Here is a 26,283-nt window from a genome sequence, read left to right as displayed (position 1 = left end):
CTAGCGCGCCTCTCGTCTGCTACTGCGATGCGAAAGGCGTCTGTGCAGTCGCTGACCGGCAGGATCAAGGCGGCGTCGCGCTGGCGAATTTCGATACTGTCAGCCATTGAAGCCCGCAGCCCTGTGGCATCGGCAAAAACAGCGCCGCGCGGGCTTGCCGCAGTAGGGGCAGTGCTCGTCGGTCTCTGGCTCGCCCTGTCGCCTGCCGGAGTTATTGCGCAGGAACCCCCTCCCGGTTTCGTCTGGTATGTTCTGGACGAACTGAACCGTGCGTCTTTCGATATCGAGGACCCCACAAACCGTCCGGTCCCGTTTACGGAAGCCCCTGCCGGGGTGCTCATGCCGGTTGACGTCAGCAGGGACGGTGTCGCGGACTGGCTGATCCGGTGGCCGGAAGACCAGCGGCTCTGCGGAACCGGAGGTTGTCGTCTCAGTCTGTACGTCAGCGACGGCGATCACTACCTGCGCGTCTTCGACCGTCAGGCTTGGGATTCGGACATCCGAACAGTCGGCGACGAGGTCCGACTGGAGGCTTCGTTTCACCACCTGAACTGTTTTCCCCCACGGGAAGTTTGTCGCCTCGCTTGGGCCTGGGACCCGGCCGCCCGCAGCCTTTCCGAGCGCCCGAGTTCCGATGGCGAAGCTGTCGTGAGCGGCTTTGGCGAGGGGACCGTGGATCTCGGCGAGGTCGATGGAAGACCGGAGTTGCCGCCTGATATTCCAGCGGCTGTTTTTGACAGATATTTCGCGGGGCGTCGCGCCTGTGGCAACCCGGACGATCCCGATGAATTCACCGTCTCTTACCCAGCCGTCGCTTCGACACCGGATCTGAACGGTGACGGCCAGCGGGACTGGGTTATCGAGGCACCCAGCGCCTGCGCGGAGCAGGAAGCTGCCGATTATGGCTACGAAGTCTGGATCTCCGACGGGACGGACGGTGCCTCCCGCGCCTTCGTCGCGGCGCCCGGTCGCTGGCCGGCATTTCAGGTAGACCGCGTCCCTGCACGGCTGCTCGACGCTCGGCCCTGTCTTGCTGGCGAGATCTGCGAGACCGTCCCCCTCGAATGGAACCTCGCCGCCCGCGTATTCAGGCAGGCCTCTCCGGAGAGCTTGCCGCCCCGCCCTTGACGCCTGTGAAACACGGCTACAGCCGCCGCGTGGAGTGAATTATGATCCCGATGGTAGTCCTTGCGACGACATTCCTGATTTCCCCTGGGCTGCAGTCGGCGCCGCTTGAGGGGCGGGTATACGTTCTCAGCCAGGATGACCGCTGGGGAGCTTATCTCTCGGCACCAGATCAGACCGGGCCGAACGTCAGAACGGCATGGTCATGGTCTGTCTGGTTGACGCAGGACGGCTCCCCGCTGATCGACGCCTTTCTCAACGAGTATGATTGCGATACGTCGCAATTCCGGAGGGTTCGGCAGGAGCGCTTTCGGGATGGGGACCTATACGACACGCGGGCCTCTGAAACAGGGTTCCGGTCCCCGCACTGGCTCGAGATGGAGGGCCGGGTAATCGAAGAGGTCTGTCGAGATTCCTACCTCACCTTGCCCCAGGCGGAGAACATTCCCGCTGCTACGGCTGAATTGACCTCCGGACGTACTTCATCATGAACTTTTTGCTCGGAATACTGTCCGTCACTATCGGACTGGCAGGTTTTTGGTCGGCGCTCCGGAACAGACACCTGCGCGACAAGTCGGGATGGATATACGTCCGCGCGGATAGACAGCCCTTCTACTTCTGGGTCATGACGGCGGTGTTTGCCTTGATGGGCGTGACGGGGGGTTTTCTCCTGTACATCGCTGTAAGCGACACTTCCCGAATTACGGAAAGCAACTTTTGCCCGAAGGGGCACTGCCTTCGCTGATGAGCGTTTGGGGTTTGGCTTTTTGATCTCCCGACCATGGGGGTGGTTGAAAATATCTCGGTCGGCCCTCCGGTGAAAGTGTCGCAGATGGTGATCGTGCTTGGGGCTTCGACCGGTCGCAGTGTACCGCCGCGTGACCTTGACGGGGATTCTCTCGTCGAGATGATCATTATTAATGCACGGCATTACGGAAAAGGGATGTCTGCGATCATTCCGACGAACCACAGATACTAAAATATAGGAAGTTTCATGATAGGTATAGATGAGAAGCTTGAGCCCATCCTGGCCGAAGTGCTGCGTCGCAATGCCGGTGAGCTGGAGTTTCATCAGGCGGTCATGGAAGTATTTGAAAGCCTCGGTCGCGTAATAGCCAAGAAACCCCACTACGCCGATCACGCCCTGATCGAACGACTGTGCGAACCGGAACGGCAAATAATATTCCGGGTTCCGTGGGTTGACGACGCCGGGCAGGTCCAGATCAATCGAGGTTTTCGAGTCCAGTTCAATTCAGCACTAGGCCCTTACAAGGGGGGACTGCGCTTCCACCCCTCGGTAAACCTCGGCATCATCAAGTTTCTGGGCTTTGAGCAGACATTCAAGAATGCCCTCACTGGCCTGCCAATCGGCGGCGGCAAAGGCGGATCGGACTTCAATCCGCGCGGCCGGTCAGAGGGCGAGATTATGCGCTTCTGCCAATCTTTCATGACCGAGTTGCAGCGCCATCTCGGTGAGTATACTGACGTCCCGGCAGGCGACATCGGCGTGGGCGGTCGAGAGATCGGGTATCTATTCGGCCAGTTCAAGCGCCTGACCAACCGGTACGAGGCCGGGGTACTCACCGGCAAGGGCCTGGTCTATGGTGGATCACGCGCACGCACTGAAGCTACGGGCTTTGGGGCGACATATTTTGTGTCCAGCATGCTCGCAACGAGATCTGCTGACTTCGAAGGCCGCAAATGTGTCGTCTCGGGTTCCGGCAACGTAGCAATCTACACGATTGAGAAGATACGGCAATTTGGTGGCATTGTCATCGCATGCTCCGACTCCAATGGTTACGTGGTTGATGAAAACGGTATCGATATGGAATTGCTGAAGGAGATCAAGGAAGTACGCCGTGAGCGTATTTCCCAGTATGTCGATCTGCGAGGCAAGGGGGCACGCTATATCGAGGGCGGATCGATCTGGGATGTGCCGTGCGAAGTGGCCATGCCGTCAGCTACACAGAACGAACTAACTGGCAAGGATGCCGCCGCGCTCGTCAAGAACGGCGTGCTCGCCGTGGGCGAAGGGGCCAACATGCCCTGCACGCCAGATGCCGTCCGGGTATTTCAGAATGCGGGAGTGCTGTTTGGCCCAGGAAAGGCTGCAAATGCCGGAGGCGTTGCTACGTCAGCTCTGGAAATGCAGCAGAATGCCTCGCGCGACAGCTGGAGCTTCGAAAAAACCGAAGAACGCCTCGCAGAAATCATGCGCAATATCCACGATAACTGCGCTGAAACCGCCGCCGATTACGGTGCCCCGGGCGATTATGTTCTAGGTGCCAACATCGCCGGGTTCGAGCGCGTAGCAGCTGCCATGACCGCTTTTGGGGTTATTTAGGCTGCTGTTCGAAGGGTAGGCTGCCGCGATTCCCGCAGTCTGGAGTATAGCATCACAGGCAGCGGGCCTGTCACTTTCCGACATTGGTGCTGGAGACATTGCCTCCTATGCCTGCTAACCGCTAGGAATGAGAAAATTTCTGATAGGTTCCGGTAAACCTGATCTGGCGATCGATTTCGGTACTGCAAACACAAGAGTGGTGGTGTGCAATGCCGGAGTGCTGTTCGACGAACCGTCTCTTTGCTGTTTTGCCGGTGAGGCATCTGGCAGCGAGCTCGTTGCCGTGGGAGCGTCGGTGAAGGCGATGTTAAACCGTACGTCGGGCGCCTTAAGGATTGTTCGCCCCCTCCATCGCGGCGTATTAAGCGATATTGCAGCAGCTCGAGAATTCCTGGTTTACGCCGTCAGATCAAGCGTTGGCCAACGGCGCCTCCGTCCGTTCCGCGCAATCATCGGCGTGCCCGCCGATGCGACTGTTGCCGAGCGCGGCGCTTTGCTGACGGCGGCCAACGATGCGGGCTTGGGATCGGTCGAACTGGTCGCCGAGCCACTGGCAGCCGCCCTGGGCGCGGGCCTTCCGCTATATCGTCCGGAGGGCTCCATGATCGTCGAGTGTGGCGCAGGTGTCACCGAAGCTGCCGTGATATCGCTTGGCGGCATGTGCGCCACTGCGTCAATTCGGGGCGGCGGTAACGCGCTGGACGCGGCGCTATCTGATTACCTTCACATAAGGCACAAGTTTCTAGTCGGCACGAATACGGCAGAGCGGGTGAAGCGCGATCTGGTCAACATCCTGGAAAATGAGTTGAGCGAACAAGCCGAGATTGTCATCAAGGGGCGGAGCCTCGTGAGCGGCCTGCCAGAAGCCGTGGCAATTTCTGCCGGTGAACTGATTTCCGTGATCGACAAGCAAATAGCCGCTGTAACCCGAATGGTCAGGAATTTGTTGGCGCAGCTCCCGCCTGAGCTGAGCCGGGATATACATGGTTCCGGAATCTTTCTCACGGGCGGCAGCGCAGCAATCGGACTGGTGGGCAAAGCTATTGCGAATGACACGGGTCTGCAAGTTTCCGTAGCCAACGATCATGCAAACTGCGTTGCTCTCGGGCTTCAGAAGGCATTAGCCTTCTGATCTATGGGGTCCATTTATCGAACCCCTTTGACTTTCTTACATGCCGCGCCCATTTTGACCCCATGATCATATTTGCCTCTAAGCAGCGCTACCGCTGCCATGGAAACTCGCTTCTCGTGGGCGCCTAGCCCCGGACAGCGATTTCCTGACCTGCGCGGTCCGGGGCTACTTTTTCAACTCTCACAATTCACCGTGCAATTTTTCTTGCACTCGCAGCCATGTGTCCGGCCGCCCCAGGAGGAATCCATGACCAAGAATCGCAAGGGCCAAGCGCGCCCGCCTATCCAGATCCGGGAATCGGATGCCGAAAGGATCAGCAATCTCGCTCTGAACGCAGAGGCCCGCATGCCGCAGGTCGCCGACCTGCTCCTGAAGGAAATTGACCGTGCCCGGTTAGTGAGGGATGACCACCTGCCGCCAGATATTGTCGGGATGAACTGCACCGTCACGTTCGTTGATGATGCAAGCAGGACAGAGAGGACGTTGCAACTCGTCTACCCGCACGAAGCCGACATCGAAGCTGGTCGCATTTCCATTATATCGCTCGTCGGCGCAGGACTGATCGGTTTGCGCGCTGGCCAGTCGATTTCGTGGCCGGATCGGGAAGGGCATGAAAGGCTATTGCGCATCATCGATGTCACGCAGGGCTGACATTGACCTATCCTCTACTCACCTCCACCCAGGTCAACAGCAACCGGTGTATCCCCTTCCGCGGACCGGAGCCAATCGCTCTGGTCCGCAAGGAATCGAATTGCCCTACTGTTGAGGGCTGGATTGAGTGATCAAGCGGACTATCGCCCAGTATGTATCGCCCCATGCTGATATCAAGGCAGGTGTGGCCTGAGCCCCCAGCACGTCCCTCAGTATCGCGCCAAGGCCATCGCCAAAAAGCGAGTACGTTTGCGAAGTGATGCCTAACGCCATGTGACGACGCTGGATCTCTCCGGGGTCGGGTAAATTGTTAGCATAGCCGCTCAAAGACGGGGCGTAATCGAACAGCATATCGAAAATCATCGGAACGCCATCAGCGGAATCGCTCCGCCCAACATATCTCTTCATCGCGGAGGAGATGCCTTGGCGGTGATCTTTCAGCAGACTCAAGGACTGCGCAACCACCCCGGCCGTTTTGTCGCTCACTCCCAGATTTCGATGTTGTGGGAAAGTATCCGGCGTTGAATATAGATAATGGTGCATTCTGCTGGCCATTGGTCTTACTCGCATACAAATCAGCGCCGCTGAAGGCGCAAATCCTCTCGTGCAGAGAGGTGCTAAGGCCTGGCATCGATGCAGCTGGTCGTGTTTTGACGAAAGTGTCTTCAGTGCCGCGATACCGCTTTAACCGGACGCACGTTGGCGAGACGTTCGTCCGGCTAATTGCCGATCATCAGCAGCTGGGGTTCGCGTGGCGCGAAAAGACCATCAAATTGCATAAGTAGAATCTAGTGTCCGAGATCGACTTTGCAACCGATCCGGCTGTAGCCCTATGCAACGATCTACAGATCCTGATGCCCGCTGATCGGCCATGACGCACCTCACCGCTGAAGCGGCCAATCGGAATGTTCGCAATGGGGTCGTTACTGAAACGTCCGCTTTGCAAGCTTCGGTTGCCAGTACCAGACATTCTCGCTCCGGCCCAGTTTCTGAGAGAAGCAATCAAGGGCTGCGGAAAGCCTGTGACCAAGGCGGCATAGCCGGCGGTCTCGCCCGCCAATTTCAGCCTATGCGGGCGATCATTGCCATGCGCACAAGTTCCGACAGCGTGCGCGCCTGCATCTTGGTCATGGCATTGGCGCGGTAAACTTCCACCGTGCGCGCACTGATATCGAGTTCGAAGGCGATGACCTTGTTGGCCTTGCCTTCCACGAGGCCGTCCATCACCTCGCGTTCACGGCCCGAGAGGGTAGCCAGGCGGGCGACAATCTGGCTGCGTTCGGCTTCCAGTTCGCTGCGATCCTGCTGCCGCGCCAGGGCCGCCCGCACAGCAACCAAGATCGCCTCGTCGCTGAAAGGTTTCTCGATGAAGTCGGCCACGCCCGCGTGCAGCGCCTGAATCGCCATCGGCACATCGGCGTGTCCGGTGACGACGATCACTGGGGTATCCAACCCGCGTCGCTTGAGTTCGTCTAGCAGTTCCAGCCCGGTCATGTCAGGCATGCGCACATCGGTGATGATGCAGCCTGGTGCGATACCGGGCAGGGCCGCGAGGAACTGCGCGGCCGAAGAATAGGTGCGCGTGGCGATCCCTGAGCAGTCGAGCAAGAAGGACAGGGAGTCCCGCACGCCATCATCGTCATCGATTACATGAACCGCAGCCTCAGACATTCGTCGCCAACTCCTCGTCTTCAACCGTAGGGATCGTGAATGCGAAGGTGGCTCCGCCTTCGGCATTGCCCCGTGCGCTGATGTGCCCGCCGTGCGCTTCCACGATCGTGCGGCAGATCGACAGGCCAACACCCATTCCCGCCTGCTTGGTGGTCACAAACGGCTGGAACAGGCGCTCGGCCACATCGGGGGCGATGCCGGGGCCGGTGTCCGACACGCTGACCTGGGCCATGCCGCCGGGCGCGCGGGTGACTATTACCGCCAGATCGCGTCGGCCGGCCGTATCGGACATGGCATCGATCGCGTTGCGGATAAGGTTCAGCACCACCTGCTGGACCTGCACCTTGTCCACCAGCACATGATCGACCGCGGGGTCCATCTCGAACCGCACGCGGACGCCGTGCTCCTTGGCGCCGACCAGCGCCAGCGCGCTGGCCTCCTCGATCAGCTTAGGCAGGTTCTCTACCCGGCGCTCGGTCTCGCCGCGGGCCACGAAATCGCGCAGGCGACGAATTATCTCGCCCGCCCGCAGGGCCTCGCGTCCGGCCCGGTCGACCGCCTCCGCCACGCGGGCCAGCGGCACTTCGTCCCGCTCAAGCAACGTGCGACTGCCCATCAGGTAGTTGCCGATGGCAGAGAGCGGCTGGTTTAGTTCGTGCGCCAGGGCCGAGGCCATTTCACCCAGTGCGGTCAGGCGCGAGACGTGGACCAGCTCGGTTTGCAGTTCCTGCAGCCGCGTCTCGGTCTGCTGGCGCTCGGTCAGGTCGCGCACGAATCCGGTGAAATAGTGTCCTTCGGCCAGGCTCATTTCTGCCACAGCCAGTTCCATCGGGAAGGTGGAACCGTCCTTGCGTTCGCCAACAACGACGCGGCCGATGCCGATAATCCGTCGCTCGCCGGTGGCGTAATAGCGTTGCAGGTAGCCATCGTGCGCCTCGCGATAGGGCGAAGGCATCAGCATCGAAACATTCTGGCCCACCGCTTCTGCCGCGCTCCAGCCGAACTGGCGCTCGGCGGTCTCGCTGAAGTCGCGGATGATGCCTGCGTCGTCGATTACGATTATGGCATCCGGAACCGTCTGGATCACCGAAGTGAGATGTGCCTCACGCTGGGCGAGTGCCATGCGGCTGGATCGGTCCCGCTCGCGGCTGCGCTTCAGCCAGGCGCCGCCCGCTGCCAGCACGGTGCCGATCACCAGGAAGGCGCAGGCCGCCACCCAGTCGCCAAAGCGCATTTCGCCAGTCCACTGGTCGGCCAGCACGCCGCAGATCACTGCTATTACGGTTGCAATGATGGCCGGCCAGAAGCCGCCCAACGCGCCCACCACTACCCCTGGAACGAGAAAGATGTAGGTGGCCCGGTTTTCCATCATGGGATCCAGCGCAACGCGCAGGAAAACGCCGGCCAGCACGACCAGCGCGCCTCCCGCAGTGGCGGCCGGTCCCGAGAAGAAGGTGTTGTCTGGCCGCCACGGCAGGCTGTTCTCCGGCCGAAGCACGCTGGGCTGCCCGCCTCCGTGTTGGCCCGTAGGATGAAGACCCAAATCGCCTCTCCCTGATGGCCGGCCTAATTGCCACGCAACGAAGCAACCCGGCCTTGGTGCCGGAATGGTCAGGAGAATGCAAATGACTGCCCCCATGGTCGACCTGTCGATCCACCACCAGCCGCGCGGCCTGTCGGACCGCGTGGCCTTTGGCTTTACCAAGGTGCTGCGCTGGTGCGCCGATACCTTCTTCGCCAGGCGCTATGGCCACCGGGCAGTGGTGCTGGAAACCGTCGCGGCAGTTCCCGGCATGGTCGGGGCGACGATCAACCACCTGCACGCCCTGCGCCGCATGCGCGACGATCGTGGCTGGATCCGCACCCTGATGGACGAGGCCGAAAACGAGCGGATGCACCTCATGACCTTCATTGAAGTGTCCCAGCCCACGCTGTTCGAGCGCATGGTAATCATTGCCGTGCAATGGGTGTTCTACGTCGGCTTCTTCGTCCTCTACCTGGCCAGCCCGCGCACCGCCCACCGGGTGGTTGGCTACTTCGAGGAAGAGGCGGTGATCAGTTATACCCATTACCTGGCCGAGATTGACGAAGGGCGCAGCGCGAATGTGCCCGCGCCGGCTATCGCCCGCGCCTATTGGGGGCTGCCGGACGATGCCACCCTGCGCGACGTGGTGCTGGTAGTGCGCGCCGACGAGGCGCACCATCGCGACGTCAACCACTCTTTTGCCAACGAGCTGGCCGACCTGCCCACGCAAGCCGTGGCCGAATGTCCGCCGCACCGCTCGCTGGAGCCTATCTGGAAGCACGCGGCCTGAAGGCCGCCGCTTCCCCTGCATCATCAGACCGGAGGATGACTGTGCGCACACCCGCAGGCACTGCGCCACAGAAAGTCGTCGCGCTTGGCGTGGCCGACGAAGGGGTGCGCACGGCCATCGCCTTTGCGCTGGAGACCCGCGGCTATGGCATTCATGCCCTGGCGGTGGCTCGTGGCAGCAGGCCGGACCATCTGGCAAGCGAGGCTGATTGCCTGGTGCTGGATTGCGAGGGCCGGGGCAGCAATTTCCCCGAGGACTTGGCCCGCTGGTGGGGGGTGGAGCTGGGCCGACCGGTCATTGTCCTTACCTCTACCCCAGGCTTGCCGCTGCTGCGGGTTTGCGTGGAACTAGGGGCGCAGGTGATCGAAAAGCCGCTGCTGGGCGAGACCCTGCTGAAAGCCATTGCCGGCCTGCCCGAAATAAAGGCGCCAGGCAGATGACCATGGCCCTTGCCCGCACGGAGCCAGTCGCCCGCCAGAGTGCAGGCCAGCTTGGCAAAGCCGCGCCGCAGTCCTGTGCCGAATGCCCGATCCGTCACAAGTCGGTTTGTGGCATCCTGCCGCCTGATCGGCTGCGCCAGATTGAGCAGATGCGTGCAGCGCGCAGGCTTCGCCGCGACGAGCCGATCGCCTGGCAGGGCGATGCCGGCCGCTACCTGGCGGTCGTCCGCAGCGGCATCGTCAAGCTGAGCGCATCGACCGCGCGCGGGACCCAGCTGATCGTGGGGCTGGCCTTTCCGGGAACTCTTGTCGGCCGCGCCGTCGGCGAGGGTGCCGGGTATGATATCGATCCGGTCGGAGAAGCGGAAATCTGCCTGCTGCCGCGACACGGCTTCGATGCCCTGGCCCGTGATTATCCGCCGCTGGGCCATGCACTGCTGGAGCTGGCCTTCAGCGATCTCGACGAACTGCGAAAATGGATGGGCATCCTGGGGACGACATCGGCAGGCGCGCGACTGGCGAAGTTCCTGCTGCACCTTGCCGAAACCTTCGGCATTGCGACGCCTGTGCAGGGGCAAAGATTTATCGATGTGCCATTTTCCCGGCAGCAGATCGGCGACCTGCTGGGCATGAACATCGAAACGGTCAGCCGCCAGTTTACAGTCATGCGCAACGAGGGCCTGCTTACATCGCCCAATCGCTTCGACCTGCTGATCCGGGATATGGATGCTTTGCGCGGGCTCTGTCAGAGCAAACGCACTACTAGCGTTCTCGGCCAGCGAGGGTAGGGCGCTGGCATGTCTCGTTCTCGCAAGCCAGCCAGCCCGTTCCGCTATTTCAATTCATCGCCCGAGGTGACCCGCGACAAGAAGGCTGCGCTGGCTTTCATGAAGAAGGCGCGAAAGCGCCACGGCTCACCCGCCGAGATCGCGACCGACGGCCTGCGCTCGTATAAGTCGGCGATGACCGAGCTTGGCAACACCTACAAGCAGGCGGTCGGACGCCGGGCCAACAACCGGGTGGAGAACAGCCACCTGCCGTTCCGCCGACGGGAAAGGGCCATGCTGCACTTCCGCCAGATGAAGGGCCTACAGAAGTTCGCCTCGGTTCACGCGAACGTCCACAACCACTTTAACCTCGAACGCCACCTCGTCGACAGGACAACCTACAAGACCCGCCGCTCGGCCGCCCTGGCCGAGTGGCGGTCGCTCATGGCCTGAGCCGACGTTAGGGTTGGGCGAACTCCGCCAATCAGAGACAAGTTGCAGTTAGACTGACAGCACCGCCAACCACCCCCACAAATGGTCTCTGATATCAGGCGCCCTGCGCAAGGGCGCGGAACAGGCGGGTTTGCGCGGCCTAAACCGTCACGGAGGCGCGAACAGACCAGTCTCAACGTCCAGCTTTGCCGGCCAATTGGAGCACCCGTCTCTGGCCTGAGGAGCATCAGTTCAGTTTGCCTGGGTTTTGCCGGTTAACAGGGAAGAACAGGGAAAATTGCGCATTTGCAGTCAAAAACAGGCTGTTGCGGGCCGAACTCGCTCGGGATGATCGCAAAAAATGCCTCGTTTTCCGTAGGTTGTGTGCGTCAGAACCCCGTTTCCCTGTTATTCGACCGAACAGGGTATTTAATCGCCATAACAGGGCCTGATATTCGACCTGAACAGGCTATTTGTTCGATGGAACAGGGAGCAGCGGGTCAGGCCCAGCCGAGGGCTGTGCGCTGCTCCGACCAGGCGAGCGGGATGTCGCGGGCCATCAGGTATTCCAGGTTGAGAGAGGCAGGCTGACGTCCGTTGAGGATATCGGTTTGCAGGTCAGGGGCGAGGAAAGCGAGGCGCAGGATACGGCGATCGTACGGTGAGGCAGGCGCTTCGACCATGAGTGGGCGACCCCGGTCGCGGTCGAGCATCGCATGGGCCCTGCGCAGGGCCGCGATCAGCGTCAGATCCGGAGTTCCAGCACGATGACTTGCTGCCACGTATTTGCGGCCGCCGCGCAAGGGGAGGGTTAGCGGCACGTGGATGGTGACGGTGCCGCCTTCGCCTGCGACCAGTTCTTCGTCTGGTTGCAGCCTGCCTGTGATCAGCTTTGGCCTGGCGGTGGTCAGTTCGACTGAAAGTCCGGTCGCGCCCCGCCGGCTCACCCTTCGGCGGTGCCGGTCAACGGGATCGCGTCGTACAGCAGGCTGAGGAAGCTCTGGACGGCGTGTTCGGTAAATTCCTGGTCTTGGCTGTCGTAATCGTGAGTGTTGTTTACGCGCATAACCTGCTGCATCAGCATCCCGTACAACCAGACGAAAGCAAACGCGATGCGCTTGCGCTCGGTGCGGGTCAGCGGGCGGCCGAGATGCTGGCTGCAACGCCGGCGATACTCGTCGACAAACTCGGTGCTCATCACGGAGATCGGGTCCCACACCGGCGCACCCAGCAGATGCTTGCGCAAGGCGCTGCGGATCATACCTTGGTGCTCGCGGAAATTGGTGATCGCGCCGGTGGCGAGCGCGCGGGGCAGTTCAGCAAAGGGCTGGCCGAAGTTGACCCTGGCCCCGGCCTGCCGGCGCAAGACCATGTCTTCAATCAAGCTGGCGAAATACTGCTCCTTGTCACCAAAGCAGTTGTAGAAGCTGCCCACCGACGAACCCGCAGCTTCGGCGATCTCGCGTACGGTAAGCAAGTCAATATCGCGGTCGGAAAGGAGTTCGCGGCCGACCGCAATCATCCGATCGGCCGCTTCGCCGCGACTGTTACGGCGTGCTCGTCGACGTGTCGCGCTGGCCACAGACGATCCCCTTTCCACTCGTGGACTATGGCCTGAGGCGCACCAGGTCAACCGCATCGGCCTGCCAGCGGATGTCGGTTGACTTAAGTGAACTAAGGTTCATTATAACTTGCATACCGCCTGACATAAGGCTGGATCGAGGGAGAGAACATGGTGCGCGACCGGCCGCTGGTGGGCCGGGCAATCATCGTGATTGCACTGGTGGTCGAGGGGTTCGACCTGCAGGCCGCAAACCTTGCCGGTCCGTCGATCGTAGCCGCCTTCAGCGTCACACCGGCGCAACTGGGCCCGGTACTCAGCGCCTCGCTGGTTGGGGTGCTGGTGGGCGCGATCCTGATCGGTCCGCTGGGCGACCGGCACGGCCGCCGCAAGGTGATCGTCGGCTCGTGTATTGCCTACGGCCTTGTTTCGCTCGTCACCGTGATGGCGACGTCGCTGACCCAACTGGTAATCTTGCGATTTTTCGTCGGCGTCGGCCTCGGCGGCATGCTGCCCAACGCACTGGCGCTCGCCGCGCAGATTGCCGGGCCGCGATACCGCGCGACCGCGACTGGGCTCGTCGGGATCGGCATCACCTTCGGCGGCGTCGTCGCTGGCGTGGCCGCGGCCCAGCTGATCGGCGACTATGGCTGGCAGGTGATGTTCCTGCTAGGCGGCATTCTGCCGCTGATCATCGCGCTAATCGTCCACTTCTCGTTGCCCGAAGGCCGCCCGCAAGCAAACGATGACGCGGTCGTTGACAGCGGCGAGGCGCCGCGCCCTGGGGTCCGCCGGCTGCTGGCTCCCACCTACCGCGCGCAGACCATCGCGATCTGGTTCATCTTTGCGTTCTGCCTGATGAGCGGCTACCTGCTCAATGCCTGGGTGCCGCTGGTGACCCGCGCGGCCAACTTTTCGCTGGAGGAATCGGCCTGGCTGACCACCGCGTTTCACACCGGTGGCACGATCGGCGGCATCTTTTCCAGCATCATGCTGAGCTGGAACCGCTGGCGCACGGCTGGCCTGTTCGCCCTGACTGGCGCGATCATGCTGGGCCTTGCCGGAGCGGTAGTGTGGGGCACGGCGGCGCTGACGATCCTGATCGTGATGGCTGGATTTGGCGTGATCGGCACGCAGAACGCCATCAACGGTGCGACCGGCGCAACATACCCCGAGGCCATGCGCAGTTCGGGCCTGGGATGGGCGCTGGGGATAGGCCGGATCGGCTCGATCATCGGCCCGCTGGTGGGGGCCGCCGTTGCCGGGGCGGGCTTCTTTGCGCCGCACCAGTTCTTCCTCATCCCCGTCGTGCCGATGATCGTCGCCGCCTTCTTGGCGTTGTGGCTCTCGCGCCGCCCGCCGCTGTCGCACTAAATAAAGGGAGTTTGCCTGTGTCCGTCCGTCTGATCGCCACCGAAGAAGCCTGGCAAATCCCCGAGGTTGCCGCACAGCTGGCGGAGACCTGCAAAGGTCCGAGCCAGAGCCTCGACAAGCTGCTGGTCAGCGGCATCTACGAGGCCGTGGGCGGCGGCGCGGAATACGCCGGGGTCGACTTCCTGACCGGCCTGCTCGACATCGAGGGCGAACGGCTGCCGCAGATGGATGCGCTGGGCATCGATATGCACCTGCTGTCGCTGACCGCGCCGGGTGTGCAAATGTTCGACGCCGATACGGCGACCGATCTGGCGGCGTTGGCGAATGACCGGCTGGCTGAAATCTGCCACGGGCGGCCCGATCGCTTCGCCGGTCTGGCCTCGTTCGCGCCGCAAAGTCCGCGCCGCGCAGCGCGCGAGATGGAGCGTGCGATTACCGAGCTTAAGCTGAACGGCTTCATCCTGAACAGCCACACCAACGACGAATATCTCGACGATCCCAAGTTCTGGCCGTGCCTCGAAGCGGCCGAGGCGCTCGGCGCATGCATCTACATCCACCCGCGCGCGCCTTCGCTGACGCTGAAGGGCCCGCTGGCCGACTACGGCATGGATTCGGCGATGTGGGGGTACGGGGTCGAAGTCGGCACCCACGCCGTGCGGATGATGGCGGGCGGCGTGTTTGACCGGTTCCCGAACCTCAAGATCTGCATCGGTCACATGGGCGAGGCGATCGGCTTCTGGCTGTGGCGGATCAATTTCATGAACACGCGCTCGCAGAAGGCTGGTCGCGCGCCCCGGACACAACGGTCAATCGCCGAGTACTTCAAGGACAACTTCGTCATCACCACCAGCGGCGTCGAAGACCCGCTGGCGCTGCGCTACTCGATCGACAAGCTGGGGGTCGAAAACGTGATGTGGGCGATCGACTATCCCTACCAGCCGATGGAGCCGGCGGTGCAATTCATTCGCGAGGCGCCCTTGAGCGAGGCCGAGCGCCAAGCCGTGACGCACGGCAATGCCGAACGCATTTTCAAGATCGCTCCGCGCGGCTGACGGCCGCGAAACAATCATGAGAGGGAGAAGGACATGAACAAGCAACGCCATCTGCTCGCCGCCGCCAGTGTTTTGGCCGTCACCATCGCTGCACCGGTCGCCGCCCAGCAGGCGGGTTCCCAGACCGGAGGCAATGCGCCCGCTTCGCCCGAAGTCGAGGCGTCGACCGACGAAGTCGAGACAATCGTCGTCACCGCGCAATTCCGCGAACAGAATCTGCAATACACGCCGATCGCGATTACCGCTGTGTCGGGCGAGATGATGGAGGCGCGCAGCCAGGTGACCATCGCCGAAGTGGCGGCACAGGCCCCTTCGGTGACGCTCAAGCCGAACTCGTCGTTCTTCGGACCGTCGCTGGCGGCCAATATCCGCGGCGTCGGCCAGTTCGACTTCCACCCGGCACTTGAGCCTGGCGTGGGACTTTATGTCGATGACGTCTACTATTCGACACTGACCGGCTCGATCCTTGACCTGCTCGATCTCGACCGGGTCGAGATCTCGCGCGGGCCGCAAGGCACGCTGTCGGGCAAAAACTCCATCGGCGGCTCGATCAAGCTCTATTCGCGCCGCCCAGAAGGCGACGGCTCGGGCTTCCTGTCGGCGACATATGGCAGCCGCAACCGCATCGATATGCGCGGGGCGGTCGACGTGGGCCTGATCGAAGACACGCTGGCCTTGCGGGTCGCCGCGGTCAGCCGCCAGCAGGATGGCTATGTCGACCGGCTCGACTTCGGCTGCGTCTTTCCCGCCGGCGGTCCCGCAACCTATGTCACCAGTGCCGGCGTCACCGCACAGGTCAACCCTGCCGGCGGCATCCCGGCGCTGCGCGATGCGCCCAATTGTCTGCTTTCGCGCCAGGGCGAAGTCGGCTTCCGCGCCGCCCGCGCACAGTTGCGCTACGAACCGACGCCCGATCTGGAAGTCAACGTCATCGCCGATTTCACGCGTCAGAAGCATGAAATGGCGGGGGGCGTGCTGGTCGACGCGAACTATGCCGGCAATGGCGACATCAACCCGTTCTCCATCCCCTTCCGCTTCGATAACCGTTTCATCTGCGGCCGGTTCTGCAATTTCGCCGCGTATGAATCGCCCGCCGACGGCGCCTTGCAGCGGTCGGCAATCGACGGGCAGGTAAACTTCAAGGGCTGGGGCATCTCGGGCCAGGTCGAATGGCAGCTGGCAGATAGCCTGGAACTCGTCGGAATCACGGCTTACCGCTGGTACGATTCCATCTTTACCGCCGAGGACGACTTGTCGCCGCTGTCCCATGGCCTGGGCGGCCCCAACCGATTGCAGTTCAATTCGTGGAGCAACGAGCTGCGCCTGAACGGCGAAGTGGGCGATCGGCTGAATTACACCCTCGGCGGGTTCATCATGAACCAGGACATTTTCTACACCGCCCGGCAGGACCTCCGCTATACGCCCGGAACGCCGCTGGTATTCGTCTCCGGCGATCCGGTTCCCAGCTTCACGCGCGCCGGTTTTGTCCATGCGTCTTACGACCTGACCGACGAACTCACAGCCACTGCGGGCGTGCGATATACCGAAGAAGGCAAGGATTACAGCTATCGCCGACGCGACCGCGCAGGCAATTTGCTGACCGGGCAGAATGCTTTGCTCGACGGGAAGACCGGCACCTATCGCGGTAACCGCTGGGACTACCGGCTGAACCTGGCCTATCAGGTGACCGACGAGGTCAACGTGTACGGTCAGTATTCGACCGGCTTCAAGGGCGGCGGCGTCAATCCGCGGCCATTCGCGTACACGCAGGTGCAGCCTTTCGGGCCGGAGACGCTGGAAACGTGGGAACTTGGCTTCAAGTCGGAGCTGTTCGACCGCCTCATGCGCTTTAACGTAGCGGCATTCTCGTCCAATTATCAGGACATTCAGCTGATCCTGAACAGCTGCCCGCAGTTCAATCCGCCGCCGCTGCCGGCTACGGCCGCGTTCCCGTGTGGTCTGCCGGCAAACGTTGGAACCGCGCGGATTCGCGGCCTCGAAGCCGAAACGTCGATCCGGCCGACCGACGGCCTGGTGATCGACGCTTCAGCTAGCTACCTCGATTTCGAATACAAGACTATTGCTCCGGCGGCGGGTGGACCGACCAGCCCCAACGGTGTGCAGTTTGGTATGTCGCCGCCGTACACGCCCGAATGGAAATGGAGCGTCGGCGTGCAATATCGGATCGAGGCGGGCGCCATGGGATCGTTCACGCCGCGCTTCGATGCCAGCTACCAGTCCGAGGTGTTCGGCACTGCGGTGAACCAGAACCGAACGCGCATTGCGCCGTACACGCTGGCCAACGCACGCCTGACGTGGCGCAACGTGGACGAGGACCTGGAAGCGTCGCTGGAGGTGACCAACCTGTTCAACGAGTATTATTACCTGACGACCGCCGAGATCTCCGGTCCTGCCGGGGCCAATGCCCAGCCGGGCCGCCCGCGCGAATGGGCGATCAGCCTGAAGAAGCGGTTCTGACCCTCGCCCGGCCCGGCTGAGGATCGGCCACCTGGCTTGAGTGTCCTGCGGGGCTCTCTCAGAGCAAGTTCTCCGCTAGCGTTCTGATCCCGTAAGGGTAGGGCGCTCCCGATGCCACGCCCTCGCAAACCAGCCAGCTCGCTTCGTCATTTTTAACTCGCCACCCGAGGTCATTCGCCTCGTGGTGATGATGTACGTCCGCTTTCCGCTGAGCCTGCGGAACGTGGAGGATCTGCTGGCCGAGCGGGGTATCGACATCTGCCACGAGACCGTGCGTCACTGGTGGAAAGGGTTCGGTCCGCTGTTCGCCGCTGACGTCCGGCGCCAGCGGGTCAGCCGGATGAAGGGGTTTCGGCAATGGAAATGGCACCTCGACGAGGTGTATGTAAAGATCAACGGCGAGATGCATCACCTGTGGCGCGCGGTCGACCAGGAGGGGGAGGTGCTCGAGAGCTTCGTGACGAAGACCCGCGACAAGAAGGCGGCTCTCGCCTTTAAGAAGAAGGCGCTGAAGCGCCACGGCTCACCGGTCGGGATCACCACCGACGGCCTGCGCTCGTACAAAGCCGCGATGACCGAGTTCGGCAACGCCCAGAAGCAGGAGATTGGCCGCTGGGCCAAAAACGGGCCGGAGAATAGCCACCTGCCGTTCCGACGAAGAGAACGAGCGATGCTCAGGTTCCGGCAGATGAAGAGCTTGCAGAAGTTCGCCTCGCTCCCACCGGCTGGCGATACACCGAGACGGCCGCCGGTTTGAACGTCCGCTATAACGCAGCTACTTGCCGAAAGCGGCCAGTCCGCGACCGACCCCGTTGCTGAGGATCAATGGGGCGAGTCCGCCAATTTGGTCGTGGTGCGGCGACCCTATCGATGCGGGACATCCCAGCGTTCTGTCTGCTGATAGCCCAATCGGCTAGCGTCTTGCGGCCGAAGTCAAATCACGACGCCGGCCAGCCGCCAAGCGCTTTCCAGCGCTCCTCCGGCCTTACTGTAAACGCTCTTGCGCGGAGTCACGTCTTTAGCTATCCAAGATACTTAAGAAAAATAAGTATCTTTTGCAGGGAGGATTATCATGCGTGGAAGGGGCAGGGCAACGCGCGACCTGATTGCAGCGGCCGTGCATTCGCGTTTGTCGATGATGTTGGCAGCCGCAGGACTAGCTCTTGCCCCGATGCAAGGCGCCCTAGCGGCAGGACAGGATACTGCCATTGCTGTTCTCGATCCGCGCGGGACACTCCCGCCGATTGAGTTGACCCCGCTGGCCAATCGACTGGAAAACCTTGCCGGCAAGCGCATCGCAATCATCAAATCTTGGCCCGACAATTCCGGTTTCGATCTGGCACTGCCCCGTCTCGTGCAACACCTTGAAGGGCAAGGCGCCCGCGTCCAGATCCTTGATCGCAACGTCACCTATTCCCAGGATGACCCGCAATTGTGGGCAACCTTGCAAAGCGGGTTCGACGGCTATGTCTACGTGGCCGCTGCGTCATCCTCCACAACGGCTTACGCTTTCCGTTGGAGCGCGACCATCGAGCGGCTGGGCATCCCCGGCGTGGTCGTGAATTTCCGCGAGTTAGGAAGCGTGGGCGATCTGTCGAATCAGCGCTTCGGCGTGGCCGTGCGGCGTGCCGCTTTCGATTATCCGCCGGAACAGATGGAGCCTGCGGCTTTCGCACAATCGCTTGACGCCATCGTTGCCGGGCTGGTCACCCCGCGCACAGCGGCCGAACTGCGAGCCGGTACTGGTGAGGCGCCCCCTCGGCCTGAGGTACTGCTGTCCGCCGACATGGCCCAGGTACAGGAGCGGTTTCATGAAATGGGCCTGACCGACGGTTTGCCCATTGTGCCGCCAACCGCCGAACTGGTGGCCGAAATGCTCACAGGAACCAGCCATCCACCCGATGAGGTGGTGGCTCCGGAATTTCCGCCGGAAGGGCTGATCGCCACAGTGCGGGATGTCGCAGTCAACGGCGTGATGGCGGGCTGCCGGCCGGAACACATGCCGGTGCTGCTGGCATCAATGGAAGCGTTCCAGAAGTTCAACATGAATGCGATTCTGCGATCGACGAATTCGTTCTCGTTCATGCAGGTGGTCAACGGCCCCATTCGCGAACAGGTGGGCATGAACGCGGGCACCAATGCGGTCGGCCCGGGCAACCGTGCCAATGCGTGCATGGGCCGCGCGCTGCGCCTGTTCATTACCAATCTGGGCGATGGCCACTTTGGCACCAACCTGATGGCGGTGATCGGTAGCAACAGCAATTACAGCTTCATGTTCGCTGAAAACGAAGAGCGTAGTCCATGGCCGTCGCTGGCGGAGGACGCGGGCTTCGGGCCGGACGAGAGCGTGCTGACGCTGTTCACCGGAGGGTGGGCGCACGCCGGCAATTATGGCCTGGGGACGGGAATAGCTGACGTGCCGCCGGACCTCGCTCGGTTCCAGATTGTCGGCGGGGCGGCCCTGATCGTGTCGCCAGCCCGCGCCGAAGCACTGCAAGCGGAGGGTATGTCGAAATCCGACCTGCAGGCCTACCTCGAACAGAACGCCTGCCGACCCTTGGGCGATCTGCGACTGGAGGGCCGTTTCCAGGATATCAGCGCCTACGCCGGACAACCTGAGGACACCTGCGTACCCCGCTTCGCCCCTGGCACCATCAAGGTGATCGTGGCCGGCAACGATGCCAGCCCGATGATGCAGGCCTGGTCAATGTACCGACCGCAATCCGTTTCGATCGATCGCTGGCGCTGAACACACAAACACCAAACCCGGGAGTGGTTTCAATGAGGAAGATTGCTTTGCTGTGCGGCGTTGCCGCGATCCTTACGCATGGTGCCGCTGCGGCGCAGGACAGCGCGGTGCCGGTGCCACAATCCGCTGGCGACGCCGAAGACGGCGGCGATACCATAGTGGTGACGGGGAGCCTTATCCGCGGCACAAGCTTCCAGCCTTCGTCCCCGGTTGACGTGCTCGACCGCGAGGATTTCGAAGAAAAGGGCGCAACCTCCGTGGCCCGCTACCTGGCCGAGTTGCCTTACAACACCAACGCTGTGACCGTGCCGGCTGGTGGGGGAGCCACCGCCTTTACCGGCGGCGGCACGGTCAATCTGCGCAACCTGGGCGACGGTGCGACGCTGATCTTGCTCAACTCGCGCCGCCAGACGCGGCTTCCCCGCGAAGCCAACGTGGTCGACGTGAACGGCCTGGTCCCGCAGATCATGATCGGCAATGTTGAAATCCTGAAGGATGGCGCATCGTCACTTTATGGTTCGGACGCGGTTGGCGGCGTGGTCAACATGTTCACCCGCGACGACTTCGAGGGCATGGAACTGCGCGCGCAGACCAACATCGTCACTCACAGCGGCAAGCAGGAATCGCGCTTCGGCGGCATCTTCGGCGGCTCGTTAGGGGACACCCACGTGGTTCTGGCTGCTGAATACAATATCCGCGATCAACTCTTCCCCGAAGACCAGCCTTGGACCGACGTTCCGTTCTACTCGTCTCCCTGGAACCCGGGGCGGTTCGTGGTGCCGCGGCGCAATGCCGGGGGTCAGCTGACCACCGCAACCACGCGGGTGCAGGACGAAGGCTGCGGCGTAACCCAGCAGACCGTGTTCTTCCCCGCCGGCACGCCGAACGTGACCACTGGCACCTGCTACTATGACTTCTACCCCGACAGCGGGCTCGTCTCAGAAGAAAACCGCGTACAGACTTACGCAGTTGTTGAGCATGAGTTCGAACCCTGGCTGAAGCTTAGACTGGAAGGCGGCTATCAGCGCGCGCATATCGAAGCGTCGACCTCCACTTCGGCATCGATCAACGTCAATCCGTCGATTGTGGTGCCAGGTTACAACCCCGGGGTTGCCCGCGCCGATGCGGACCGGATCGCCAATGGTCTTGCTCCGGTCTATTTCGCGCGCAACTCTGCCGGGCAACAGCTCTATGCGCAACCCTCGGCACCCGGTTCGATGATTCCGCTGCGAGATGCCAACGGCGTGGTCGTGCTGGCAGCGAACCCCACCGATCCCGCATCCGGCATCGCCTTCTATGAAGATGTCGTGTTTGAAGGGCGCATCCTGGGTTCGCAGTGCGGCCTGCCGACGCAGAACACGCTGGCACCCGGCGAATGCGCCCGCAGCCGGACAGGGGCCGAGAACATCAACGATGCCTTGCGCTTCGTGGGCGGATTCTCCGGGGATTTCCTGGGTGACTGGTTCTACGACACCAACTTCACCTATTCCAAGATTACCGAGCGCAACAATGCGCAGAACAACAACGTGCTGATCCCGCAACTCCGCGCGGCGCTGGCCGGCTTCGGGGGGCCCAACTGCAACGCGGGCACGCCCGGGCAGCGTCCCGGGGAAGGCAGTTGCTACTTCTTCAACCCGTTCAACAATGCGATCTACGCCACCCCTGGGAGCGCCGCTGCCAACCGGCAGGACGTGATAGATTGGCTGATGCCTTCCCTGTGGGACAACTACCGCACCAGCCAGCAGGTGTTCGATGCCTATGCCACGGGTCCGCTGTTCGACCTGCCTGGCGGGCCGCTGAGCCTGGCCTTTGGCATGCAGTACCGGCGCGATACCTGGGCGGTGGATTTCGACGCAGCCAAGAACACGGGCATTGTCGAAACCGGATCGGTCTCTACCGACGTTGCCGCCCAACAGGATGCCCTCGCCTTCTTCGCCGAACTGTCCGCCCCGATCTTCGACAACGATCTGGGCACCCTGAACGTAAACGCTGCCGTGCGGCACGAGAAGTTCGAGGACAATTCGACCACCGACCCGAAGATTGGCGTGATCTATACCGTGCCCAGCGGCTGGCTGACCCTGCGCGGCACCTATGGCACATCCTTCCTCGAGCCCACCTTGTTCCAGCGCTTCACTCAGTCGAGCGGCCTGGCCAACATCAGTGACGTAGGCCCCGGCCCGCGCGGCACGGATGCGACACGGCGCATTACCACGCTGTTCGAAGGCAACCCCAACCTGGAGCCGCAGCGCTCGACCTCCTATTCGGCGGGCGTCATTCTGGAGCCGTTTACCGGGTTCCGGTTCGAAGCAGGCTACTGGCACTACACGTTCGACAACCTGATCAGCGCCGAGAACACCCAGGCGCTGGTAACGGCCAACGATCCCGCAAAGGTCATCCGCGACGGGCAGAACAACGTGATCTTCGTCAAGCCGTCCTACATCAACCTGGCGGGCCTGAAGACCGAAGGGTTCGACTTTGAGGCCCAATACTCGACCGATCTGGGCGAAGGCGAACTGAACCTGTCGGCCATTGCAACCTATGTGCCCACCTATGCCATCCAGTCCGCACCCGGGCGGCCGTTCGTCAACATTGCCGGCAACCGCAACACCACGGTTACCGGCGGATCGCTGTCACCCAAATGGCGGGGCCAGGGCCGGATGAACTACCGCACCGGGCCCCACTCGATTTCGACGATCCTGAACTATTACGGCGGAATCGAGAACGACGCGCTGGTCCGCAGCCCAGGTGACGTGAAGCAGCCGGAAGATGATTATCTTTCCGGAACCGTCACCGTGGATGTAACCTACACGCTGGATGTGGGAGATTTCTGGGAAGTGGACAATTCCTCGATCAGCATCGGCGTGCGCAACCTGTTCCAGGATCGCCCGGAATTGCCCAGCTATGACCGTGGCGCCCTGCTGGTCGATCCGCGCGGCCGCATCGCCTTCCTGCGCGTGGTTGCCGGGTTCTGATGGCTTCCTTCGACAGCCATCGGATGGCCGCCGCTGCCCTTGCCCTGGTGGCAGGCGCAGCGGCGACCGGACCGGCGCGGGCGCAGGATGACACGCGCGAGGTCCGCGCTGGCGAGCTTGTCGTCGAACCCGCAACCCTGATGGCGCTGGGTTTCGAATGGTACATCGAAGGGGACAACAACCGTGATGCTGCGGTCGCCGTGTCCTATCGTCCCGCGGGCAGTGGCGAACAGTGGCGCGAGGCCCTGCCTCTGCTGCGCCTGAGCGGCGAGGAAATTCGGCAGCCGCCCTCGTTCGACGTCGTCACGCCCAACATGTTTGCCGGCAGCGTCTTCGATCTGGCGGAAGATACCGAGTACGAGGTTCGCCTGCAGCTTAGCGACCCTGACGGAACGAGCGGCGAAACAACGCGCACAGTGACTGTGAGGACAAGAGCCGAACCGCGCCCCGCAACGGACGGGCGCCGGTTCCACGTCTACCCGCCCGGCCATCAGGGGGAAAAGCAGGAGCCGGCATTTTCCAGCCTTCTGGAGGCCTACAACACCGGGGCCAACGGCGCGGACTGGTCCAATTCGTTCCTGCCCCGCGTGCAACCGGGCGACACGATCGTGATGCACGCGGGCACCTACAGCCAGGACCGACGCCAGTACGGCGGGCGCGGCATGGGCACGCTGTTCGACGGTACGATGTACCTGACAGCCAAGGGCACGGCAGAGCGACCGATTGCGATCGTTGCTGCAGGCGATGGCGAGGTGATCATCGACGGTGGCGGCAACCACGTCCTGTTCAATCTTCAGGCTGCGGATCACCACCATTTTGAAGGCCTGACCATCCGCAACACCGATGTGGCCTTCGACCTGGGGCACAAGCGGATTGGCGGCGCTGTCGGCTTTGTCCTTAAGCATTCGCGGATCGAAGACGTGGGCAGGGGCGTTTCCACAGACTGGGGCGGCGCACGCGATTTCTATATTGCCGACAACACTTTCATGGGTCGCAACGATCCCGACAGGTTGATGGGCTGGATCGGCCGCACCTGGAACCAACTGCCGGGATTCCCGCAGCCCTTGCTCAGCGAATACGCCATCAAGGTGTTCGGTTCCGGCCACGTGATCGCGCACAATCTGGTGGCCAACTTTCATGACGGGATCGACCACGCAACCTATGGCAATCCGGATGACTGGCCGGACACGCCACGCGACCGGATGCCGGTGGCGCTGGATATCTACAACAACGATATCCGCAACGTGGATGACAATTGCATCGAGGCCGATGGCGCGATGTTCAACGTGCGGGTAATGCGCAACCGCTGCTTCAATCACGCCCATCGGGCGCTGTCGACGCAGCCGGCGCTTGGTGGCCCGATCTACTTCATCCGCAACATCGTCTACAACGCGCCCGAAGGCGGCGCTCTGAAGCTGACCGCCAACAGTGCGGGCGTTATCCTCTACAACAACACATTCCTGTCAGAGGTCCACCAGATGGGGCCAACTTCCAACGTCCACTTCCGCAACAACCTGATCCTGGGCCAGGGGGCCTGGCCGCAAGTCTTCTCGACCGAGGAGTTCACAGCCTACAGCTCATCGGATTACAACGGCTTCGGGCCGGCAACGGCGGGTGGTAACACCTTCGCGATCGTGCGCCCGGCAAACGGAGCAACTTCCTGGTCCGCGCGACGCACCGAAACGACGTTTGCGGACCTGGCATCCTATGCTGCCGCTACAGGACGGGACCGTAGCAGCGTCATTGTGGACTGGACCAGCTTCGTGCGTGCCAGCCCGCCGGACCCGACAAATCCGACCCGCAATTATGACCCGGCAGATTTCGATTTTTCCCTGGCAGTCAGTTCGCCTGCGGTCGATGCCGGAACAATCCTGCCCAATGTCTCCGATCGCTTCACCGGTCGTGGCCCCGACTTAGGCGCGATCGAGGCCGGCCAGCCGTTCGTCGTGGGCCCGCGCGAACCGGTCGGATGAAAATGCCCTCCTTGCTCTGCAGCACTTGTCGCATCTATGGCGGCGGCGGTGTTTGCCTGTGGGGTGCAAGGATGGGCGTGGGATGAGCGGGGAGACGGAATTCGGCCCGATTGCTGGTCACGTTGGGTTTCAAGTCCACTTGACCTGGCGGGCGATCCGTAAGCGCATGCTCCTGCGTAGCCGCCGGGCAAAGCCCAGCGTGCCCCGTGGCGCCTTCTCCATCCCGCTTCTGATCGGTTACAATCCCGGGATCTCGCCGCGCGACCTTGCCGATGCGCTCTTTCTCGACCAGTCCAAGGTGGCCCTGTTCCTTCGTGAGTTGGAGGCAGAGGACCTGATCACGCGGACACCGTCTCCCGAGGATGGTCGCAAGGTGCATCTCAGTCTGACCGATAAGGGACGAGCCTACGCGGAGCAAAGCATGCTGAAGAGCCAGACGCTCGAAGAGCCGATCGCAGCGATCTTGAGCGAGGACGAGCAACGCGAGCTGGTGCGACTGCTGATCAAGGTGCAACAGAACCTCTAGCAAGCGCGGACCTGTCAGAGCAACTGCACCGCTGGTATTCTGAGCCGGCGAGAGTCCGAGCCTGACATGGCTCTACCTCTCAGGTTAGCCAGTGCTCCGCAGATCGGAGACGAGTTGCGGTCAGACTGACAGCACCTCCAACCACCCCCACAAATGGTCTCTGATATCAGGCGCCTTTGCGGGCCCCAATCCGTCAATGAGGTTCAAAGAGGGCCGTCTCGACATCGCCTTTCGGGGCTAGATTGGAGGCCGCGTCTCTGGCGGGTCGAGCATGGTCAGTTCGAGCGCAAGCCCGGTCGGTGTCAGGCGAACGGCGACGAGCGGTCAATGCGGCTCCCGCTCTTCAGGGAGCCAGAGAAGGTGAACTGGCCGGACTGGTAGACGATAAGGGGCCAGCCATCTAATTGCCGCCCATGACCACTTCCTTTGACCTCAACCGGTTCCTGAAGGCGCAGGAAACGACGTATGCGGCGGCTCTCTTCGAGATCCGCCGTGGCGCGAAGCGTGGCCACTGGATGTGGTTTATCTTCCCGCAGATCGCGGGCCTGGGTCGCAGCTCCATGTCGCAACACTATGCCATTCGCTCGCTCGACGAGGCGCGGGCCTATCTTGCTCATCCAGTTCTCGGACCGCGCTTGTGCGATTGATCGGCCCCCACCGAGTGGTCCGTGTTGATTGTTAGTGCAAGATTGCCTCCGCCGCCATGGCTGGCCGCAGGTGG

19 protein-coding genes and 3 pseudogenes are annotated in these 26,283 nt (G+C 62.2%); 17 read left to right on the top strand and 5 right to left on the bottom strand.

The window, feature by feature from the left end; all coding sequences use genetic code 11:
* Nucleotides 1-42: 42 nt before the first annotated feature.
* The 4 genes from GRI99_RS15205 (at nt 43) to rnk (ending at nt 5,252) form a co-directional block, all read left to right on the top strand.
* A complete protein-coding gene (locus tag GRI99_RS15205; RefSeq protein WP_160772920.1) occupies nt 43-1,128 on the top strand; it encodes a hypothetical protein in 1,086 nt (361 codons plus the stop codon).
* A gap of 991 nt (nt 1,129-2,119) precedes the next feature.
* Nucleotides 2,120-3,469 carry an NADP-specific glutamate dehydrogenase gene (gdhA, locus tag GRI99_RS15200; RefSeq protein WP_160772919.1) on the top strand — a complete coding sequence of 450 codons (1,350 nt, stop codon included), beginning with the start codon at nt 2,120-2,122 and terminating at the stop codon, nt 3,467-3,469.
* 127 nt (nt 3,470-3,596) lie between these two features.
* Nucleotides 3,597-4,601: a rod shape-determining protein gene (locus tag GRI99_RS15195; RefSeq protein ID WP_160772918.1), complete on the top strand. Its 1,005-nt coding sequence runs from the start codon at nt 3,597-3,599 to the stop codon at nt 4,599-4,601.
* A 246-nt stretch (nt 4,602-4,847) separates the two neighbouring features.
* Nucleotides 4,848-5,252 carry a nucleoside diphosphate kinase regulator gene (rnk, locus tag GRI99_RS15190; protein ID WP_160772917.1) on the top strand — a complete coding sequence of 135 codons (405 nt, stop codon included), beginning with the start codon at nt 4,848-4,850 and terminating at the stop codon, nt 5,250-5,252.
* A gap of 105 nt (nt 5,253-5,357) precedes the next feature.
* Here rnk and GRI99_RS15185 read toward each other — a convergent pair whose 3' ends face one another.
* The 3 genes from GRI99_RS15185 to GRI99_RS15175 form a co-directional block, all read right to left on the bottom strand.
* A complete protein-coding gene (locus GRI99_RS15185; RefSeq protein WP_237438386.1) occupies nt 5,358-5,738 on the bottom strand; it encodes a globin family protein in 381 nt (126 codons plus the stop codon).
* A gap of 576 nt (nt 5,739-6,314) precedes the next feature.
* Nucleotides 6,315-6,923, bottom strand: coding sequence for a response regulator FixJ (gene fixJ, locus GRI99_RS15180; protein ID WP_160772915.1), 609 nt, complete (start codon nt 6,921-6,923; stop codon nt 6,315-6,317).
* The gene (locus GRI99_RS15175; protein WP_337192935.1) at nt 6,916-8,421 is read right to left on the bottom strand and encodes a PAS domain S-box protein; all 1,506 of its coding nucleotides are present in this window, start codon (nt 8,419-8,421) and stop codon (nt 6,916-6,918) included. Before GRI99_RS15175 ends, fixJ begins: the two co-directional genes overlap by 8 nt.
* Before the next feature lie 127 nt (nt 8,422-8,548).
* Here GRI99_RS15175 and GRI99_RS15170 point away from each other — a divergent pair, with 127 nt between their 5' ends.
* From GRI99_RS15170 to GRI99_RS15155, 4 genes and pseudogenes are all read left to right on the top strand, one after another.
* A complete protein-coding gene (locus GRI99_RS15170) occupies nt 8,549-9,238 on the top strand; it encodes an alternative oxidase (protein WP_160772914.1) in 690 nt (229 codons plus the stop codon).
* A gap of 41 nt (nt 9,239-9,279) precedes the next feature.
* Entirely contained in the window at nt 9,280-9,678 is a 399-nt protein-coding gene (locus GRI99_RS15165) for a response regulator (protein ID WP_160772913.1), read from the top strand.
* The gene (locus GRI99_RS15160; RefSeq protein ID WP_160772912.1) at nt 9,675-10,466 is read left to right on the top strand and encodes a Crp/Fnr family transcriptional regulator; all 792 of its coding nucleotides are present in this window, start codon (nt 9,675-9,677) and stop codon (nt 10,464-10,466) included. Before GRI99_RS15165 ends, GRI99_RS15160 begins: the two co-directional genes overlap by 4 nt.
* Before the next feature lie 69 nt (nt 10,467-10,535).
* Nucleotides 10,536-10,898, top strand: a pseudogene (locus GRI99_RS15155) (DDE-type integrase/transposase/recombinase); the annotation flags it as partial.
* Nucleotides 10,899-11,377: 479 nt separating this feature from the next.
* On the opposite strand, the gene GRI99_RS15150 reads toward GRI99_RS15155, so the two are convergent.
* Nucleotides 11,378-11,824 carry a hypothetical protein gene (locus GRI99_RS15150; RefSeq protein WP_202393129.1) on the bottom strand — a complete coding sequence of 149 codons (447 nt, stop codon included), beginning with the start codon at nt 11,822-11,824 and terminating at the stop codon, nt 11,378-11,380.
* Entirely contained in the window at nt 11,821-12,459 is a 639-nt protein-coding gene (locus GRI99_RS15145) for a TetR family transcriptional regulator (protein ID WP_160772911.1), read from the bottom strand. The genes GRI99_RS15150 and GRI99_RS15145 overlap by 4 nt, the downstream gene beginning before the upstream one ends.
* Nucleotides 12,460-12,609: 150 nt before the next feature.
* Here GRI99_RS15145 and GRI99_RS18780 point away from each other — a divergent pair, with 150 nt between their 5' ends.
* The 9 genes and pseudogenes from GRI99_RS18780 to GRI99_RS15100 all read left to right on the top strand — a co-directional run.
* A complete protein-coding gene (locus GRI99_RS18780; RefSeq protein ID WP_160772910.1) occupies nt 12,610-13,812 on the top strand; it encodes an MFS transporter in 1,203 nt (400 codons plus the stop codon).
* A 17-nt stretch (nt 13,813-13,829) separates the two neighbouring features.
* The gene (locus tag GRI99_RS15135) at nt 13,830-14,864 is read left to right on the top strand and encodes an amidohydrolase family protein (RefSeq protein WP_337192934.1); all 1,035 of its coding nucleotides are present in this window, start codon (nt 13,830-13,832) and stop codon (nt 14,862-14,864) included.
* Between the two features lie 33 nt (nt 14,865-14,897).
* Nucleotides 14,898-17,342, top strand: coding sequence for a TonB-dependent receptor (locus GRI99_RS15130; protein WP_160772908.1), 2,445 nt, complete (start codon nt 14,898-14,900; stop codon nt 17,340-17,342).
* 148 nt (nt 17,343-17,490) lie between these two features.
* A pseudogene (locus GRI99_RS15125) lies at nt 17,491-18,060 on the top strand (IS6 family transposase); the annotation flags it as partial.
* A 354-nt stretch (nt 18,061-18,414) separates the two neighbouring features.
* Nucleotides 18,415-20,091, top strand: coding sequence for a UGSC family (seleno)protein (locus GRI99_RS15120; RefSeq protein ID WP_160772907.1), 1,677 nt, complete (start codon nt 18,415-18,417; stop codon nt 20,089-20,091).
* A 32-nt stretch (nt 20,092-20,123) separates the two neighbouring features.
* Nucleotides 20,124-23,063 (top strand): TonB-dependent receptor plug domain-containing protein, encoded by a 2,940-nt coding sequence (locus tag GRI99_RS15115; protein ID WP_160772906.1) that lies wholly within the window; start codon nt 20,124-20,126, stop codon nt 23,061-23,063.
* 23 nt (nt 23,064-23,086) lie between these two features.
* Nucleotides 23,087-25,036, top strand: coding sequence for a right-handed parallel beta-helix repeat-containing protein (locus GRI99_RS15110; RefSeq protein ID WP_160772905.1), 1,950 nt, complete (start codon nt 23,087-23,089; stop codon nt 25,034-25,036).
* An 82-nt stretch (nt 25,037-25,118) separates the two neighbouring features.
* Nucleotides 25,119-25,562: a MarR family winged helix-turn-helix transcriptional regulator gene (locus tag GRI99_RS15105; protein ID WP_160772904.1), complete on the top strand. Its 444-nt coding sequence runs from the start codon at nt 25,119-25,121 to the stop codon at nt 25,560-25,562.
* 413 nt (nt 25,563-25,975) lie between these two features.
* A pseudogene (locus GRI99_RS15100) lies at nt 25,976-26,200 on the top strand (DUF1810 domain-containing protein); the annotation flags it as partial.
* Between the last annotated feature and the right edge of the window lie 83 nt (nt 26,201-26,283).

This window comes from Alteraurantiacibacter buctensis, assembly GCF_009827655.1.
GTDB lineage: Bacteria > Pseudomonadota > Alphaproteobacteria > Sphingomonadales > Sphingomonadaceae > Alteraurantiacibacter > Alteraurantiacibacter buctensis.
Note: the sequence above shows the minus strand (reverse complement) of the source record. Positions and strands in the feature narration are given on the sequence as shown.

What these genes read in the sequence shown, in the direction of transcription:
- GRI99_RS15195 (WP_160772918.1), top strand. Translation starts at nt 3,597, where the DNA reads ATGAGAAAATTTCTGATAGGTTCCGGTAAACCTGATCTGGCGATCGAT.
- GRI99_RS15130 (WP_160772908.1), top strand. Translation starts at nt 14,898, where the DNA reads ATGAACAAGCAACGCCATCTGCTCGCCGCCGCCAGTGTTTTGGCCGTC.
- gdhA (WP_160772919.1), top strand. Translation starts at nt 2,120, where the DNA reads ATGATAGGTATAGATGAGAAGCTTGAGCCCATCCTGGCCGAAGTGCTG.
- GRI99_RS15120 (WP_160772907.1), top strand. Translation starts at nt 18,415, where the DNA reads ATGCGTGGAAGGGGCAGGGCAACGCGCGACCTGATTGCAGCGGCCGTG.
- GRI99_RS18780 (WP_160772910.1), top strand. Translation starts at nt 12,610, where the DNA reads ATGGTGCGCGACCGGCCGCTGGTGGGCCGGGCAATCATCGTGATTGCA.
- GRI99_RS15105 (WP_160772904.1), top strand. Translation starts at nt 25,119, where the DNA reads ATGAGCGGGGAGACGGAATTCGGCCCGATTGCTGGTCACGTTGGGTTT.
- GRI99_RS15115 (WP_160772906.1), top strand. Translation starts at nt 20,124, where the DNA reads ATGAGGAAGATTGCTTTGCTGTGCGGCGTTGCCGCGATCCTTACGCAT.
- GRI99_RS15160 (WP_160772912.1), top strand. Translation starts at nt 9,675, where the DNA reads ATGACCATGGCCCTTGCCCGCACGGAGCCAGTCGCCCGCCAGAGTGCA.
- fixJ (WP_160772915.1), bottom strand. Translation starts at nt 6,923, where the DNA reads ATGTCTGAGGCTGCGGTTCATGTAATCGATGACGATGATGGCGTGCGG.
- rnk (WP_160772917.1), top strand. Translation starts at nt 4,848, where the DNA reads ATGACCAAGAATCGCAAGGGCCAAGCGCGCCCGCCTATCCAGATCCGG.
- GRI99_RS15170 (WP_160772914.1), top strand. Translation starts at nt 8,549, where the DNA reads ATGACTGCCCCCATGGTCGACCTGTCGATCCACCACCAGCCGCGCGGC.
- GRI99_RS15110 (WP_160772905.1), top strand. Translation starts at nt 23,087, where the DNA reads ATGGCCGCCGCTGCCCTTGCCCTGGTGGCAGGCGCAGCGGCGACCGGA.